At 66.7% G+C, this 16,438-nt stretch carries 13 protein-coding genes and 1 pseudogene; 7 read left to right on the forward strand and 7 right to left on the reverse strand.

Annotated elements, in window-relative coordinates; translation table 11 throughout:
• Positions 1-50: 50 nt before the first annotated feature.
• The 4 genes from A5678_RS25615 to A5678_RS25630 all read right to left on the reverse strand — a co-directional run bounded on the left by A5678_RS25615 (position 51) and on the right by A5678_RS25630 (position 4,032).
• Positions 51-698, reverse strand: a complete 648-nt coding sequence (locus A5678_RS25615; protein WP_068048893.1) for a nitroreductase family protein — start codon at positions 696-698, stop codon at positions 51-53.
• Complete coding sequence (locus tag A5678_RS25620; protein ID WP_068048896.1) at positions 698-1,801, reverse strand: acyl-CoA dehydrogenase family protein; 1,104 nt, start codon at positions 1,799-1,801, stop codon at positions 698-700. The genes A5678_RS25615 and A5678_RS25620 overlap by 1 nt, the downstream gene beginning before the upstream one ends.
• Positions 1,798-2,961, reverse strand: a complete 1,164-nt coding sequence (locus A5678_RS25625) for an acyl-CoA dehydrogenase family protein (protein ID WP_068048899.1) — start codon at positions 2,959-2,961, stop codon at positions 1,798-1,800. The genes A5678_RS25620 and A5678_RS25625 overlap by 4 nt, the downstream gene beginning before the upstream one ends.
• Positions 2,962-3,048: 87 nt before the next feature.
• Entirely contained in the window at positions 3,049-4,032 is a 984-nt protein-coding gene (locus A5678_RS25630; protein ID WP_068048904.1) for an SDR family NAD(P)-dependent oxidoreductase, read from the reverse strand.
• Between the two features lie 99 nt (positions 4,033-4,131).
• On the opposite strand from A5678_RS25630, the gene A5678_RS25635 reads away from it, so the two are divergent.
• The 7 genes from A5678_RS25635 (at position 4,132) to A5678_RS25665 (ending at position 12,909) form a co-directional block, all read left to right on the forward strand.
• Positions 4,132-5,826 carry a nitric oxide reductase activation protein NorD gene (locus A5678_RS25635; RefSeq protein WP_068048907.1) on the forward strand — a complete coding sequence of 565 codons (1,695 nt, stop codon included), beginning with the start codon at positions 4,132-4,134 and terminating at the stop codon, positions 5,824-5,826.
• Positions 5,827-5,935: 109 nt separating this feature from the next.
• Positions 5,936-6,778, forward strand: coding sequence for a CbbQ/NirQ/NorQ/GpvN family protein (locus tag A5678_RS25640; RefSeq protein WP_068048909.1), 843 nt, complete (start codon positions 5,936-5,938; stop codon positions 6,776-6,778).
• 91 nt (positions 6,779-6,869) lie between these two features.
• Positions 6,870-7,982, forward strand: coding sequence for an ABC transporter substrate-binding protein (locus A5678_RS25645; protein ID WP_068048912.1), 1,113 nt, complete (start codon positions 6,870-6,872; stop codon positions 7,980-7,982).
• A 9-nt stretch (positions 7,983-7,991) separates the two neighbouring features.
• Positions 7,992-9,134, forward strand: coding sequence for a spirocyclase AveC family protein (locus A5678_RS25650; protein ID WP_068048915.1), 1,143 nt, complete (start codon positions 7,992-7,994; stop codon positions 9,132-9,134).
• A complete protein-coding gene (locus tag A5678_RS25655) occupies positions 9,127-10,119 on the forward strand; it encodes an SDR family oxidoreductase (RefSeq protein WP_068048918.1) in 993 nt (330 codons plus the stop codon). Before A5678_RS25650 ends, A5678_RS25655 begins: the two co-directional genes overlap by 8 nt.
• Complete coding sequence (locus tag A5678_RS25660; protein WP_068048921.1) at positions 10,119-11,333, forward strand: cytochrome P450; 1,215 nt, start codon at positions 10,119-10,121, stop codon at positions 11,331-11,333. The genes A5678_RS25655 and A5678_RS25660 overlap by 1 nt, the downstream gene beginning before the upstream one ends.
• Before the next feature lie 91 nt (positions 11,334-11,424).
• Positions 11,425-12,909 (forward strand): aldehyde dehydrogenase family protein, encoded by a 1,485-nt coding sequence (locus tag A5678_RS25665; protein WP_068048923.1) that lies wholly within the window; start codon positions 11,425-11,427, stop codon positions 12,907-12,909.
• Positions 12,910-13,065: 156 nt separating this feature from the next.
• Here A5678_RS25665 and A5678_RS25670 read toward each other — a convergent pair whose 3' ends face one another.
• The 3 genes and pseudogenes from A5678_RS25670 to A5678_RS25680 form a co-directional block, all read right to left on the reverse strand.
• Positions 13,066-14,619 carry an MCE family protein gene (locus A5678_RS25670; protein ID WP_068048926.1) on the reverse strand — a complete coding sequence of 518 codons (1,554 nt, stop codon included), beginning with the start codon at positions 14,617-14,619 and terminating at the stop codon, positions 13,066-13,068.
• Positions 14,613-15,722 carry a virulence factor Mce family protein gene (locus A5678_RS25675; RefSeq protein ID WP_231983770.1) on the reverse strand — a complete coding sequence of 370 codons (1,110 nt, stop codon included), beginning with the start codon at positions 15,720-15,722 and terminating at the stop codon, positions 14,613-14,615. The genes A5678_RS25670 and A5678_RS25675 overlap by 7 nt, the downstream gene beginning before the upstream one ends.
• A 110-nt stretch (positions 15,723-15,832) precedes the next feature.
• Positions 15,833-16,438, reverse strand: a pseudogene (locus A5678_RS25680) (mammalian cell entry protein); the annotation flags it as partial.

Raw genomic sequence — 16,438 nt, forward strand, 5'->3', positions numbered from 1 at the left:
TCAGACCGGGCGCAACAAATGCGCTGCGTAACAGCGGTGTGAAGCCCATTCTAAAGCGGTGGCCCGCCCCAACGGTCGCGCGCAACGACCTCGCCGACGGGCCGCCGACGGGCGGGCCGGAACGTGTGCCCGGCACGAATCCGGCCCACCGGAAGTAGACAGCCCTGGACGTAGGTTTCGGGAATCCCGAGCAGCCGCCGCACCTGCTCCTCGCGATGCAGATGCAGGGTGGTGATGCACGTCCCGTAGCCCCGGTTGTGCAGCGCCAGCTGAAAGTTCCAGACGGCGGGAAAGATCGAGCCGTACAGCGTGGCCTGATGAAACGATTCGTCTCCGTCCATGCGCGGCAGGTAGGGCTGATAGCAAGGGATCACCAGCAGCGGCACCCTGGTCATGTTCTCGACCAGCCACTCCGTCGACGACATGATCCGCCCTTCGGGCGTTCCGGCGGGCACGAGGTCGGCGATCATCTGGCCACCGACCCGCAGCAGGTAGGCCGCGCGGTACAGCTCGGCGATCTCGTGGCGCAACGCCGGGTCGGTGACCACCAGCCAGCGCCAGGACTGCTGATTGGAGCCGTTGGCGGCCTGCAAACCGATACGCAGACATTCCCGGATGTCTGCCATGTCGACCGGCGCATCCAGGTCGAGCGTCTTACGCGCCGAGCGGGTGGCGGTGAGCAGGTACTCGACATCCATCACGTTTTGCCTCTCTTCGCAAGGCGCGCACCGACTTCGGTTAGATACTCGTCCGGGCCACCGCGAAACGCGCTCCAGCTGAGCAGGCGCTTGAGGTACAGGTGTGCGTCGTGCTCCCAGGTGTAGCCGATTCCGCCGAACACCTGGATGGCCGTGTCGCCCACGGTGGCCAGTCGACCGGCGAACGCCTTCGCCCGCAGCGCGGCCAGGTGCCGCTCGTCGGGATCGGCGTTGTCGGCCGCCCACAGCGCGTGGATCACGCCGCTGCGGGCCAACTCGACGGTCTCGAACATGTCAACGCACAGATGCTGGACCGCCTGGAACGAGCCGATCGGCTGGCCGAATTGTGTTCTGGCTTTGGCGTATTCGACGGCCATATCCATGACTGCGCGCGCGGCGCCGAGGGCATCGGCGGCGGTCGCGATCAACACGTCGTCGATCACCGCCGTGACGCTGTCCGAAGACGCCGCGGCCAGCCGTTGCGCGGGCGTTGCCTGGAAGCCGATACCGAACTGCTTGCGCGTCTGGTCGATACCTTGCTCGGGCGCGACCGAAACGTCCGGCGAGCCGGTCGGTACCGAGAAGAGCCCGAGGCCGCCCTCCTCCCCGGCGAACACCAACAGGACGTCCGCGGCGGCGGCGTCGGGCACCGCGGCGACCTCGCCCCGCAACTCGGCGCGGTCGCCCTGGCGGCTCGCGGCTACCAACGGCTTTTCGGCATCCGGGAAGCAGACGGTGGCAACGGTGGTGCCATCGGCAATCCCGCTCAACAGCCCGGACGCGTTATCGGCCGCGGCGAGTCGCGTCAGCGCTCGCGTGGCGGCGACCGCGGTCGACAACCACGGCCCCGGATGCAGGGCGGCGCCCAGCTCTTCGGCCACGATGCCGGCCTCGACCATGGTCATGCCGGCGCCGCCGTAGTCCTCAGCTACCAGAAGACCGGTGGTCCCGAGATCGGCAAGGCCAAGCCACACCGCTTCATTGGTGCCAATCGGATCATCGAGCAGCGGGCGCACGTGACCCGAGACCGGGGCCTTTTCGGCCAGAAAGCGCCGGGTGGTGTCGCGCAGGGCGACCTGCTCGTCGGTGAATTCGAGATTCATTTGCGCGGCAACCCGAGTACCCGCTGGGCGGTGATGTTCTTGTTGATCTGTGTCGTGCCGCCCGCGATGGTCAGCGAGCGCGCCGTCAGACGGTAGTTCGCCCACGGCGCACCGGCGCCGCGGGTGCCCAGCACGTCGAATCCCAGGGCGGCCATGTCCTGCCCGATCTCGCCCCACACCGTCTTGGCGAGGCTTGCCGAGGCAAACGCTGTAGTTTCGGATCCGCCGTGCAGCGTCGCCGAGATCGACCGCTGGCACAAAACTTCGAGATACTTGATGCGGAGCGCGATTTCGCCGAGGCGCCGCAGCGTCACCGGGTCCCGGAGAGGGCTGGGCGCGCGTCCTTCCTTCGCGATGTCGTCGACGAGTTCTTCCAGCCGCACCTGCATTTCGGCGTACAGCCGTGCCGCCCCGGCGCGCTCATGGCTGAGCGTGGTCGTGGCCACCTGCCAGCCCGCGTTCAGCGGTCCGAGCAACGCGTCCGCCGGGACCCGCACGTCGTGGAAGAACACCTCGGCGAAATCGGCCTCGCCGTTGAGCGTCACCAGCGGACGGACTTCGATGCCGGGCAGCGTCATGTCGACGATCAGGCAGGAAATGCCCTTGTGTTTCGGTGCGTCGGGGTCGGTGCGCACGTACAGCTGGCACCAGTCCGCCCGATGCCCCAGCGAGGTCCAGATCTTTTGCCCGTTGACGACGAAGTCGTCACCGTCGCGCACCGCGCGGGTGCGCAGCGCCGCGAGATCGGACCCCGCTTCGGGTTCCGACATCCCTTGACACCAGATGTCGTCGGCGCGCATCATGCGGGGGAGCAGCGTGAGCTTCTGGGACTCGGTGCCGTATTGCATGATCGCCGGCGCTATATTGTTCAGCCCAATAACATTGAGCGGCATAGGGGCTCGGGCGCGCGTGGTTTCCTCGGTGTAGACCAGTTGCTCGAGAACCGTTGCGCCGCGGCCGCCGTATTCGCGGGGCCAAGAGACCGCGGCCCAGCCCGCGTCGGCCATTGTCGCGCTCCACGCGCGCAGCATCTCGATCGCGGCGTCATCGCGTCCGGCGGGCCGGCGAGCGGCCACCAGCTCATCGGTCAGGTTCGCCGACAGCCAGTCGCGCAGCTCGATGCGGAATTCTTCCACTTCCGCCGGGTATGAGAAGTCCACGTTTGCTTGTCTTAAACCCTTCGACTGGCGACCAAGCCGGACTTTACGGTTGGGCAGATATTTGGTCAACAACGCCGGTGGCCACGCTCAGCTCCCGTTGCGTTGGTGTTCGGGGAAGGCGACCTCCGCGTTGCCCGGCATCGGGCTGACGCCGCGTCGCTCGCACACTTCCAGCACCTCGTCCACGATGGACGCGGGCACGATGAACTTCTCCGTCGACGAGATCTCGTCGAGATGCGCCGCGATGTCTTCGGCCGTCGGTTGGCTGTCGGCGTCCGCGAGCCACCCTTCGCTCAGGCCGACGAACACCCGCGCATAGCGGCCGGCGGCGGCCGAATAGTTGCGGTGGGTGAACGTGCACGCGCTGCTGGCGAGAAAGATCACCAACGGCACGACGAGCTCGGGCCTGATGGCCTGCATGAAGCCCGATTCGGCGAGGAACTTCTCGTCGCCGACGGTCTCGGTGACCATCCGCGAGAAGCCGGTCGGCATAACGGAATTCGCGACGATGCCGTGTGCCTCACCCTCGATCGCGATCACGTTCGTCAACCCGACCAGGCCGGCCTTCGCCGCGGCGTAGTGGGCCTCCATCGGCTGACCGAAGATTCCTGCGGACGACGAGATGAAGACGAACCGCCCGCCCCCATTGTTCTTCATCACGCGGTAGGCGGGCTGCGACAGGTGAAAGCCGCCGTCGAGATGCACGCGCAGCATTCGAGTCCAGTCGTCGAGGGAGAGGTCCTCGAAGGGCGCGCTGCCGAAGATGCCGGCGTTGCTGATCACCGCGTCCAGTCGCCCGAACGAGCCCACGGCCGCGTCGACGATCGCCTGGCCGCCGGCCGGGCTGTCGACCGAATCGTAAGAGGCGATGGCGGTCCCGCCGTCCTTCCGGATCTCGTCGACCACGTCGTCGGCGACGCCGGAGTCCGCGCCCTCTCCCCGCATCGAACCGCCAATGTCGTTGACCACCACAGCGGCGCCCCGGCGCGCGAGGTCCAGAGCGTATAGCCGCCCCAGGCCGCGCCCGCCGCCGGTGACCACCGCGACCTGGCCGGTGAAGTCGATCGCCATGTGCTCCTTGCCTTCGTCGTCGTCTCGATTGACTGCGGTGGCACCGGACTTTACGGTGGAACAGATATTTGGTCAACGAAGTCCAAACGGGTTCGGAGAATGAGCGTGTCGACCGAGGTGCGTGGTGACCGGTTGCCGGGCCTCGGCCTGCTCGCCTCCGCACTCGCGGGCCGAGCCGTGGCGGTGGCCGCGCTGCGACCGGGCGAACCGTCGTGGACCGACGGCCAGGCGATTCATGTCGACACGGGTGCGAGCGCCCGCGGGCAGCTCGAAGCCGTTGCCGTGCAGGCCTCGATGATCGCGGCCGGCAGCCTGGACCCGGACGTGATGCGTCCGCTGCTGCGCCACCCTCGGCTGGCCAGGCGCTATCTGGCGGTGGAGGCGCACCGGGCCCTCGTCGCGAATGACCACCTGCTGCCGGGCGTTCTGGCATCCCTGGGCGACCGCGACATCGCGAGCCGCAGCGATTCGCCCGCCGCTTCGCTGCGGATCGCCGAGGAGCGGGGGCCGATCAACGACCCGGCACCGGAATTCGGCGTCGTCCGTGCGGCGAAGGTGTTGGCCGCGTCTGACCGGGCGGCCGAGCAACGGGAAGGCGAAAAGCCCGGGCATGTCCCAAGGAGCAGCGGCGCGAAGGAATTGGAAGAACTCGACGACGGCGAGACCGACGATTCGGACGATCCCGATATGTTCACCAGCCCGGTGGGTGGTGGCGGTTTCATCGGCAAGTGGCTGAAGAAGATGCTGTCGTCGGCGCGCAAGACCGGCAGCGGCGGCGGACCGCCCGGCGCGGACACCCCGACCCATCGGACCAACTCCACAAAGCGCGGCTTGCATGCGGTGACGTCGCTGGCTGCCACGTCGAGCGAGGACGGCGAAGACCTGAAGCCCACTTACGGTGCCACGTACCCGGAATGGGACGCGGGTCGCAAGAAGTACCGTCCCGCATGGTGCACGGTGCGCGAGGTCGAGGCGGAGATCAAACCGTCGGCGACGCATGCGATCGAAGCCGCCATCAGCGTGCGCCGCCCGTTGTCGCGGCTCGGGATGGGTCTGCATCGCCGGCACCGGCAGTCGCTGGGCGACGACATCGACATCGACGCGGCGGTCGAGGCCCGGGTCGAGGTGCTGGCGGGCTCGGTGCCCGACGAGGCGGTGTACCTCGACAGCCTGCGCCGCCGGCGGGACCTGTCGGTGCTGCTGCTGCTCGACGTGTCCGGGTCGGCGGCGGAGCCCGGCACGGTCGGGCGGACCGTGCACGAGCAGCAGCGCGCGGCGGTCGCCAACCTCACCGTCGCGCTCCACGACCTGGGAGACCGAGTCGCGCTCTATGCCTATTACTCGCAGGGCCGGCGGGCGGTGAGCGTGGTGCCGGTCAAGCGATTTGACGATCACCTCGACACCCGAGTGATGAAGCGGCTCAACAGCCTTGAACCCGGCGCCTACTCCCGCCTCGGCGCGGCCATCCGGCACGGCTCGGCGGTGCTGGAGGCGCGCGGTGGTACCTCCCGGCGGCTGCTGGTGGTGCTGTCCGACGGGCTCGCATACGACCACGGCTACGAGCGGCCCTACGGTGCCGCCGACGCGCGCCGCGCCCTGGCCGAGGTGCGCCGCCGCGGCACCGGCTGCGTGTGCCTGACCATCGGCGCGGCGACCGACGTGGCGTCGCTGCGCCGGGTCTTCGGTAGCGCCGCGCACGCGACGATCGCGCGCCCCGACCAGCTCGCCGGCGTGATCGGGCCGCTGTTCCGGTCCGCACTGCGCTCGGCCGAGGTCCGCCGCAGGGTGTCGTAAAAGGAGTGGCCGATACAGATGTTCAGGCTAAACCCGCTCGTCAGACAGCTTGAAACAAACATCTGTTCCGCGATAGGGTCGGTTATCCGTGGATAGCAGAAGGGAAGCCATGGCCAACGAGTCCCGGCTTGCGGACCGGAACGGCGCGATCTCCGGGCTTGAGGGGGCGCGGCCCTACTACAAAGCAATCGGCGGCGAGGAAGCCGTTTTCAAGGCGGCGTACCGCCAGGGTCTGGCGCTCGTCCTGAAGGGACCGACGGGTTGCGGCAAGACCCGGTTCGTCGAGGCGATGGCCCACGACCTCGGCCGGCCGTTGATCACCGTCGCCTGTCATGACGACCTCACCACCGCGGACCTCGTCGGCCGGTATCTGCTGCAGGGTGACGAGACCGTGTGGGTGGACGGTCCGCTGACGCGCGCGGTGCGCGAGGGCGCGATCTGCTATCTCGACGAGGTGGTGGAGGCAAGGCAGGACACCACCGTGGTGCTGCATCCCCTCGCGGATCACCGGCGACAACTGCCGATCGAGCGACTGGGGGTCACGCTCGACGCGGCGCCCGGTTTCGGCCTGGTGGTGTCCTACAACCCCGGTTACCAGAGCGTGCTGAAGGATCTCAAGGATTCGACCCGGCAGCGCATGGTTGCGATCGAATTCGATTTCCCCGCAGCCGATGTCGAAGAGGGGATCGTCGCACACGAGGCCGGCGTCGACGGTGCCACCGCCGCGGAGCTGGTCCGTTTCGGGCAAGCCATCCGCCGACTGGAAACCGGCGGGCTGCGCGAGGTCGCGTCGACCCGCGTGCTCATCGCCGCCGGCAGGCTGGTCGCGGAAGGGCTGACCATGCGCGAGGCGGCTCGAGCCGCGATCGCGGGACCGCTCACCGACGACGTGACGGTGGGCAGGGCCCTGGGCGACATGATCGAGATCTATCTGGGCGGCGCGGGCGGATGATTGACGCTACATACCGCCACCGCTAGTGTCTGAACAAATATTAGGTTTGTCATGAATCGGCGCGCGTGAAATCCGTCACCCGGGAGGTCAGATGTCCTACGAAAGCAGCGCTGAGCCGATCAAGGTCGGCTACCTGATGGACTTCACGCTGCCACCGGGATTCCCGGAAGAATTGATGGCGAGTTTCACGCGGTGCTTCGACCTCATCTTCGAAGAAGCCGTCGAACAGGGCCTGATCGATCGACCCGTGCAAATGATCTACCGCGAGGTGGAGGGCCTACCCAAGGGTTCGGTCAAGGCCGTGATCGACGCGTTCGGCGAGCTCGTCGACGAGGGCTGCCTGGTGGTGTTCGGGCCGCACATCACCGACAACTGCGTGCCGACCCGCGAGGCGATCGAGGAGCGGTTCAAGGTACCGGCGATCAGCGTCACCGGCACCGATGACTGGCTGGGCGAATGGACCTTCGCCTTCCCGCAGGGCTCGATGACCGACGAGCCGATCTTCATCGCCGATCTCGTCGCCAAACGAGGCCTCTCCGAGATCGGAGTCCTCGTGGAGCAGAACCTGATCGGCGAAAGCTACCTGAAGAACCTGCGAACCGCATGCCGGCGCAAGGGGATTCGCATCGTCGCGGAGGCGGCGATCGCGCAGACCGCGCAAGACATCAACGAGGCCGTGCGCACCCTGCACGAAGCCAAGTCCGAGGCGATCGTGCACCTAGGCTTCGGCTTCGGCATCGTGTTCATCAACCCCGCGCTGGAAGCCGTCGACTGGGATCCACCGCGATTCACCACCACGGCTTTCCAGAACGCCTGGGTGAACCCCATCATGTGGAACGCGTTCATGGGCTGGGTAGGGGTCGACCAGTACGACGAGGAGAACCGGCTCGGCCAGGACTTCCTCGACCGGTACGCGATGAAATACGGCGGCAGCCGTCCCGGATACTGCGTATCGGTGGTCAACCGTGACGTTGCCGCCACACTCGTCCGTGCCTTTGCCGACGCCCACCCACTCAGCCCGCGCGGCGTCAAAGAGGCATTGGAGCGGGTGAAGATGATGCCCGCCGCCTCGGGCGCCCCCGGCACTCGTGTCTCCTTCGGGAAATGGACCCGCCGCGCCTGGATGGGCGCCGGCTATCTGGTGGCGCGGATGCTCGATGCCGACGGCACCAACTCGCGTCTCATCGATCGCTTCGGAGATTGAGGCAAAGACATGAGCACTGACCAATCCATACCGCCTGCGGCACAGGAAAAACCGGCATCTCCGCGGCGTAGGGAGAAGCGCGGATGGGGCGGCTGGATCGCCGGTGCCGCACTCGCCGCGTTCGTGCTCTTCTTCATCGCGAACTGCCGCGTCGCCCTCGACCCGCGCGTGGCCAATCCGAACGTGCAAGGCCGTCCGCGCCCGGTGAGGTTCATCTTCGGCCTGGACTACATCACGTTCCTGCACATTTCCACCGTCATCATGCTGCTCGTCCTGCTCGTGGTGTTCATCAGGGGCTGGCGCCGCAACCCGGGCAGCCCGGTGATGCTGATGTTCCTGTGCACCACGCTGATCGTCTGGCAGGACCCGATCATGAACTGGGCCCCGTTCGCGGTGTACAACCCCGACCTCATCCACTGGCCGGAGTCCTGGCCGCTGGTGTCGCTGTCGCCGACCGTTGAGCCGTTCGTGGTATTCGGCTACGTCACTTTCTATTTCGGACCCTACTTCCCGGCGATCTGGATCCTGCGCAAGCTGCAGGCCAAGTACGGTCCGACGGCGTTCGTGTCGCGGCACCCGTTGGTCAGCCTGGGTCTGCTGACCTGTGCGATCGGCTTCGTCTTCGACGCCTGGCTGGAGATCCAGCTCGTCCACATGGGCATGTACATCTATTCCCAGGTGATTCCGTGGGGCTCGGTGTTCACCGGCACGACGTTCCAGTTCCCGCTGATCTGGGAGTCGTTCTCGGTGACATTCGTGATGGTCCCCGCGGCCATACTCTGCTACCGCGACGACACCGGCAAATCGGTGGCCGAGAAGCTGGCCGCGAAGGCCAGGATCTTCCCGACGCGCCCGGTGCTGGGCACGTTCCTGGTGATGTTCGCCATCATCAACGTGTCCTACTTCGCCTACGGGGCATGGTTCGCCGTCATCAAGGCCACCAAGGCGGCGACGTCCGTTGCCTGCCCATGGCCTTACCCGGAAGCCAAAGTCTATGACCCGCAGGGCTTCTACGAGAAGGCCGGTGCGGAAGGCCCATACTCGGTGGGCATCTGGTCGACCTGGATGAGCGGCCAGCCGAACGGGCGGCCGCACGTCGATCCGCCACCGCCGGGTGTAGGCGCCTGCGCAACTCCGAGCGCGCATGGCTGATCCGCGCGCCGTCGTCATCACCGGGGCGTCCCGCGGCCTGGGGTTCGCCTCGGCCGTGCGCCTCTACCGCGAAGGCTGGCGCGTGGTGGCCGCCATGCGAACACCCGAGCGCGCCCTCCCGTTGCTACGGGACGCGACGGGGGCGATCCCAGACGACGACAGGCTGATCGGTGTGCAACTCGACCTGACGGACCAACCGTCGGTGTCCGCGGCGGCCAAGGCCATCGAAGAAGCCGTCGGCGCACCTTATGCATTGGTGCACAACGCCGGGATCTCCGCAGCCGGGATGGTCGAGGAGTCCGATATGGCGCTGTGGGAGCGAATGATTGCCACCAGCGTCCTGGGCCCCGTCGCGCTCACCCAGGCTCTGTTGCCGTCGATGCGGGCGGCCGGCCAAGGGCGGATCGTCCTGGTGTCCAGCGCTGCCGGTGTGCGGGGCCAACCCGCCACCGCACCGTATTCGGCGGCCAAGGGGGCGCTGGAGCGGTGGGGGGAATCGATGGCGTGCGAGATCGCGCCGTTCGGTCTCGGTGTCACCGTCCTGGTGGCCGGCATGTACGACACCGAGATCATCACGGACGCGGGGACCACCGACAATCGCGACTTCGGCGGCCCGTACGCCCGGCTGCACAACACCATGAACAGCCGGGGCAGGGCGGCGATGAAACTCGCCAGGCCGCCCGAGCGGTTCACCGACGGCCTGCTCAAGGCGCTGGATGACCGGGTGCCGTTCCGCCGCCGCGGTATCGGCGCCGATGCCTCGATGTTGCTGGCCGCCAACAGGATCCTGCCGGCTTCGGGCATGCACCACGTGTCGCGGATCGTGCTGGGCATACCCAGACAGGGTTCGATGCGGGACGGGGCGTGGCCTTTGACGGGTGGCCAAAAGGCGATGGTGCTTGCCGCGCGGGTGCTACCGCAGCCGGTACTACAGCGCTTGGCCGCCCTTGCGGCCAAGCGCCGCACGGGGAGTGAGGGGAAATAATGGAACAGCTTTTCGACGACCTGGAGGACTTCGGCGCCTTCGACGACGCGGTCTCCGGCGATGTGCGCGACCCGTACACCGAACTGGCGCGGCTGCGCCGCGAGGAGCCCATCCAGCGCCTGGATGTCTCCGGCATGCCGCACGAGGAATCCAAACCGGTTTTCATCGTCTACCGCCACGAAGAAGCCCAGCAGATGCTGCGCGACAACGAGACGTTCTCGTCGGCGGCCGTCATCGCGGCGTTCGGCCCGGTATTGGGGGAGCGCGTCATGCTGGGTATGGACGAACCGGTGCATGGCCGGCTGCGGTCACTGGTGTCAAAGGCGTTCTCGCAGAAGGCATTGGCGCGCTGGGAAGACGAGTTGGTCGGGCGGGTGGCGAACAACCTGATCGACAAGTTCGCGGCGAACGGCAAGGCGGATCTGGTCAAGGAATTCACCTTCGACTACCCGAGTCAGATCATCGCGGGTCTGCTGGGCCTGCCGGAGGAGGACTATCCCCAGTTCCAGCGGTGGTCGATCTCGCTGCTGAGTTGGATCTTGAATCCCGAACGCGGCCTTGCCGCGTCGGCCGCGCTTTGCGACTACTTCGCGCCCATCTTGCAGGCCCGCCGCGCCGAACCCAAGGATGATCTGATCAGCGCGCTGGCCGAGGCGGAGATCGACGGCGAGAAACTGGCAGACGAAGAGATCTACTCGTTCTTGCGGTTGCTGCTGCCCGCCGGAGTGGAGACGACATACCGGGCGCTGGGCAGCCTGCTGCTCGCGCTGCTGTCGGATCCCGCGCAGCTGGACGCCATCCGCGCGGACCGGTCGCTGCTGCCGCAGGCGATCGAGGAGGGTGTGCGGTGGGAACCACCCCTGCTGACCATCACCCGGGTGGCCACCCGCGACACCGAACTCGGTGGGGTGCCGATACCGGCCGGCTCGACGGTGATGCCGATGCTGGGCTCCGCCAACCGGCAGGAGGATCGCTACCCCGACCCGGACACGTTCGACATCTTCAGGCAGGCCAGGGCGCACCTGGGCTGGGGGCACGGCGTGCACGTCTGCCTCGGCATGCACCTGGCGCGGCTGGAAATGCGCACCGCTATCAACCTTTTGCTCGACCGGCTGCCCAACCTGCGGCTGGATCCCGCCGCGGACGATCCGCACATCCGCGGGCAGGTTTTCCGCTCACCCACGTCGGTGCCGGTGCTGTTCGACCCCCAATAACCGGCCCCGGCAAGCGTTGGACCTTGCCAATCGGCTAGTTTCCGGTAAGGCTCTCCGTAGCCCCTGAACGACTCAGAAGAGAGTGACAAACATGACCGAGGCTGTAAAGGTCCGCTTCGAGCCCAAGATGATGATCGACGGCAAGCTCGTCGACGGGCAAGCCGGCACCTTCACCAACATCAACCCGGCGACCGAGGAGCCGCTCGGGGAGGTCGCTGACGCCTCCAAGGAGGACATGCACCGGGCCATCGACGCCGCCCGACGTGCCTTCGACGAGAGCGACTGGTCCACCAACCGGGAGCTGCGGAAGCGCTGCCTGCTGCAGCTGCACGAGGCGATCGAGTCGGAAAAGGAAGAGCTGCGCGAGGAGCTCATCCTGGAGGTGGGCTCGCCCCGGGCCATCACGTTCGGCCCGCAGCTGGACGCCCCACTCGAAGACGGGCTGAAGTACCCCGCCAGGCTGATCGACGAGTACGCCTGGGAAACCGACTTGGGTGACAAGGTGATCAGCCTGACCGGCACGCTGACCACCCGCAAGGTCTGGCGCGAGCCGGTGGGCGTGGTCGGCGCCATCGTGCCGTGGAACTTCCCCTTCGAGGTGACCCTCAACAAGCTCGGCCAGGCGCTCGGCACCGGAAACACCGTGGTGCTCAAGCCCGCGCCGAACACCCCGTTCAACGCCACCCGGCTGGGCCGGTTGATCGCCGAGAAGACCGACATCCCCGCGGGCGTCGTGAACGTCGTCACCGCGTCGGATCACTTCGTGGGCGAGGAGCTCACGCTGTCGCCGAAGGTGGACCTGATCTCGTTCACCGGCTCGACCGTGGTCGGGCAGCGAATCATGGAAAAGGGCGCGGCCACCATGAAGCGTCTTTTCCTGGAGCTAGGCGGCAAGTCGGCCACCATCGTCTTGGAGGACGCCGATTTCGGGATGGCATGCGCGATCGGCATCGCGCCGTGCATGCACGCCGGGCAGGGCTGTGCGAACCCGACCCGGATGCTGTTGCCGCGGTCCCGTTACGACGAGGGTGTCGAGATTCTGAAGGGTATCTACGAGAACGTCACGTGCGGCGACCCGCAGGATCCCGGAACGCTGTGCGGGCCGGTGATTTCGGAGGTACAGCGCAACCGCGTGATGGGCTACATCCGCAAGGGCGTCGAGGAGGGCGCCACCGCGCTGGTCGGCGGGCCGGACGCCCCCACCGGCTTTGACAAGGGATTCTTCGTCAGGCCAACGCTTTTCACCGACGTCGACAACTCCATGACAATCGCGCAGGAGGAGATCTTCGGCCCGGTGCTGGCAGTCATCCCGTTCGACGACGAGGAGGACGCGATCCGGATCGCCAACGACAGCAAGTACGGGCTGGCGGGCAACGTCATGTCGGGCTCGCTGGAGCGCTCGCTGGCGGTGGCGCGCCGGATCCGGGCCGGCTTCATGGGCGTCAACGGCGGCGCACCGTACGGCGCCGACACCCCGTTCGGGGGGTACAAGTACAGCGGGGTGGGCCGCCAAAACGGTGTCGCCGGGTTCGACCAGTACACCGAGATCAAATCGGTCGGCTATCCCGCCGGCTGAGCCCTGACGGTCAGTCGAAAGTCGCAGGCGAGCGTCGGGCTTATGAACGGCACAGGCGGGACCGGCTGAGGTCACCGTCGTCTAGCCTCAGTTGAAAAGTGCTGTAAACAAGCAAGATTGAATGTCTCATGGACGGGACGCTGGTGTCGGCGGGCTTCAACCCGGTGGCGTCAGCATGTCCTTCCAGCCGTCGTCTCCTGTTCCGCTCGAATTCTTGACCGTGTACTCGACACCATCGGGCCCTATCAGTTCGCCGCTCTGCGGGCTGTAAACGGCCGTTGGGGGCCCGCTGGGCGTGTAGACGCAGGGGTTGGGCTGCTGCCCGTTGCATTCGACGGTGCCCGACCCCGGCCGACGCAGCGGATCGCTGATCGGGGGCGGCGTCCCTGCCACCCGGTCGGAGGGCGCCGGGTTGAGGCCGTTGTCGACCGACGGCGCGGGCATCACCAGCCCCGGTTTCACCGGCTGGTCACAGCGCGCCGCGGGCGCCGGGCAGGTCACGATCTGGTTGGGGTCGCCGTACCACGGGTTGGTTCCCAACGGAACGTACGGTTTGGGGTCGCGGCACTCTCGCGGTGTCGCAGCGCGTTTACCGGGCACGTCGACACACGGAAGGTTGCGTGCGCCACGCACCGCGTTGGCCGGAGTGTCCTGCGGGATCTTGCAATAAAACGTTCCGGACGGCAGCGGGGCCGGGCTGGTATCCGCCGGAGACCGCCACTCGGATGCCGGGAGAAACCCGGTCAGACACGGCGGGGGCTGGTTCATCGTGACCGCGGTGTCGAGCGCAGCGTAGCCCGGGAACGGCGTCGTGATCGTCTGACTTTCCGCGGCGCCCTGCGGATACGCCACCAGTAGTTGCTCGACGCCCTTGTGGTAGCGCTTGAGCATGTCCAGCGTGATTTCGAGGTTTGCCAGTGTCTGCGGCAGTGTCTCGCGGACGTCGCTGAACACCGAGTTGACCTGATCAAGGGTCGGTGCCGCACCGGTGAGGATGCGTTGCACGTGCTGGTCATTTTGCCCGGCCTGCGTGGCCAAGCTGTTGAGGTTGTGCGCGTAGCGCTCGATCGAGTCACCCGAGTTGACCTGGCTGTCGATGATCGGCCCGGAGTTTTGGATGGTGTCGTTGATATCGGAGAGGTTGGCTCTGAAGTCACCGGCGATCGCCTGGCTCGCGTCGACCAGTCGCTGCAGCGCGGGGCCCAATCCGCCTACCGCCTGGCCTGTTTCGTCGAGCAGCGCGGCCAGCTTGTCCTTCGGTAGTACGGCCAGCTCGCGGTTGGCGGCGTCCAGCGCCGGCCCGATCGCTGTGGGCACGGTGCCCTTGGTGATGGTTTGTCCCGGCGAGAAGAATTTGCCCGGGTTTCCTACCGATACCAGGTCAAGATATTGTTCGCCGACCGCCGACACCGAATGCACGTTCGCGGACGCGTCGACGGGAATCTTGTAGCGGTCGCCGATGCTCATGGTCACCCGCGCGCCGGTCTTGGTTGGCTCAACGGCGGTGACCTTGCCGATGGTTTGACCGCGGTAAGTCACGTTGGCCGTCTTGTACAGACCGCCGGACGCGGGTAGGTCGGCCTTCAGCGTGTACTGGCCGATCCCCACCGCAGTGGGAATCTGCAGGTAGTACCAGCCCAGGGCAATCGCGATGATCGTGGTCAGGATGCCCAACGTGACAAGCTGGCGTTTGATGAAGCGGGTCAGCATTGCCTATCCGCCCTTTCGACCAGCGGGCCGCCCGGGGCGTCGTTCGGATTCGACGTGTAGCGGACGTCGGGAATCATCGTTTCGGGGTCGCGGCCCCACGACTGCTCGAGCGCGCGCAGCGCTCCGGCGAATCCGGTCCCGGTGAGGACCGCGTTGTCGACCGCGCTCATGGTCAGGTCGAGCGTCACCGACAGGTTGTAGTAGTCGCCGCGGATCGCCTTCTGCACGGCGTCGAGGTCGAACGGCCGGGCGATGAGCAGCTTGATGGCGCGGATCAAATACGGTGAGGCACGGCCGAGTTCCCGCAACGGGCACTGCAGCGAGAGCAGATCTTGGTGGACGTTGCTGACCGAGGCGGATAAGTATTGCTCGGATACCTGGCTGAGCGCCCCGGTCGCTTCGACCGAGTTGATCAACAGGTTCTGTTTGTCCGCGAAATATTTGATTACGGGCGGGAATTCGGTCAGGGCCCGATCCAGGACGTCCGAGCGGGGACCCACATACGCCAGCAACCGGTTGGTGGAATCGATGGCTCGGGTGATGTCATCGCGTTGCTCATTGAGGCGGGCGGTGAAGGTGTCCAGCTTGCCGAGGAAGGCACGGATCTGCTCGGCGCGCCCGTTCACGACGTTGTAGACCTCGTTTGCCAGCACTTCCAGGTTCGGGATGCCGCCGCCGCGCACGACGAGGGCAAGGCTGGCCAGCGTCTGCTCGATCGTGGGGTAATCGGACGAATTCTTCAGCGGGATGGTGTCGCCGTCCTTCAGCAGCTCGGGGGACGGATTGGGTGGCGCGGCCAGTTCCAGATGCTGAGAACCCAGGAGGGTTGTCTGCCCGATCTTGGCGGTCGCGTTCCTGGGTAATTTGACGTTCTTGTCCATACGTAACGTCAGCGTGGCGACCCAGTTCTTCAGTTGGATCGCGCGAACCGTGCCGACGAACACGTCGGCCACTTGCACCCGGCTGTTGTTGTTCATCGCCAGCGCGTCGGGAATTTGCACGTAGAGGGTGTAGGAGCCGGGCCCGGTGCCGGGACCGCCGGGCATCGGTAAATTCGCGATTCCGCGCCAGTTCGCGCACGACGTCAGCGCGACGACAGCCATCAGTAGAGCCAGCCGGTGAAAGATTCGGCATCGCACCCGAGCGCCCGGCGCGCGCCTCGGGGTTCGTTGGTTCGGCTTGCTCCTCGCGCGCATCGCGCTCCCCGCGCGCCTCATGAGCCCGGTCCTGTCGAAGCGGTCGACTCGGCGGCTGGCGATGGTCCGGCAGGCGCGGGCGTCGGCGCGACCGGACCCGGGACCACGCCGGGTGCCGGCGGCGGCGGTGGGATCGGCACTTGCGGCGCGTGCAAGCCGACGGGCGGCAACATCGGGTACTCGTCGTAGGCGTTCGGCGGCCCGGGCGGAGTCTGCAGCCCGGACGGCGGGGGCGCCATGTCAGGACCGCCCATCAACTCGGCGAGGGATTCGGGGGTCAACAGGCCGCTCGTGATCGGTCCCACCTGCGTGCCCTGCATACCCGGCGCGACCACCCAGCCGGGCTGAGTGTTGCGATGCGATAGGGGGGTGTCGGGCACCCAGATCCCGGGCACCGTGGTGTCTTTGTATCCGTTCGGTGGGTGCAGCCGCGGCTCCGAGTAAGCGACTTCTTTAGGGAGCGTTTCGGCGGTGCTGAACAGGTTCGTTCCGAACGGGAGGTAGTTGAACTTGATCGCATCGAGGATTGGCGCCAGGTATTGCGCGCACAGTTCGGCGGACTCTTGATAGCCCAGCCGGCTACCCGCCTGAATCATGCTGCAGAAGAACTGCATTGGGTTGGC

It is taken from the genome of Mycobacterium sp. E2733, assembly GCF_001667585.1.
Lineage (GTDB): Bacteria > Actinomycetota > Actinomycetes > Mycobacteriales > Mycobacteriaceae > Mycobacterium.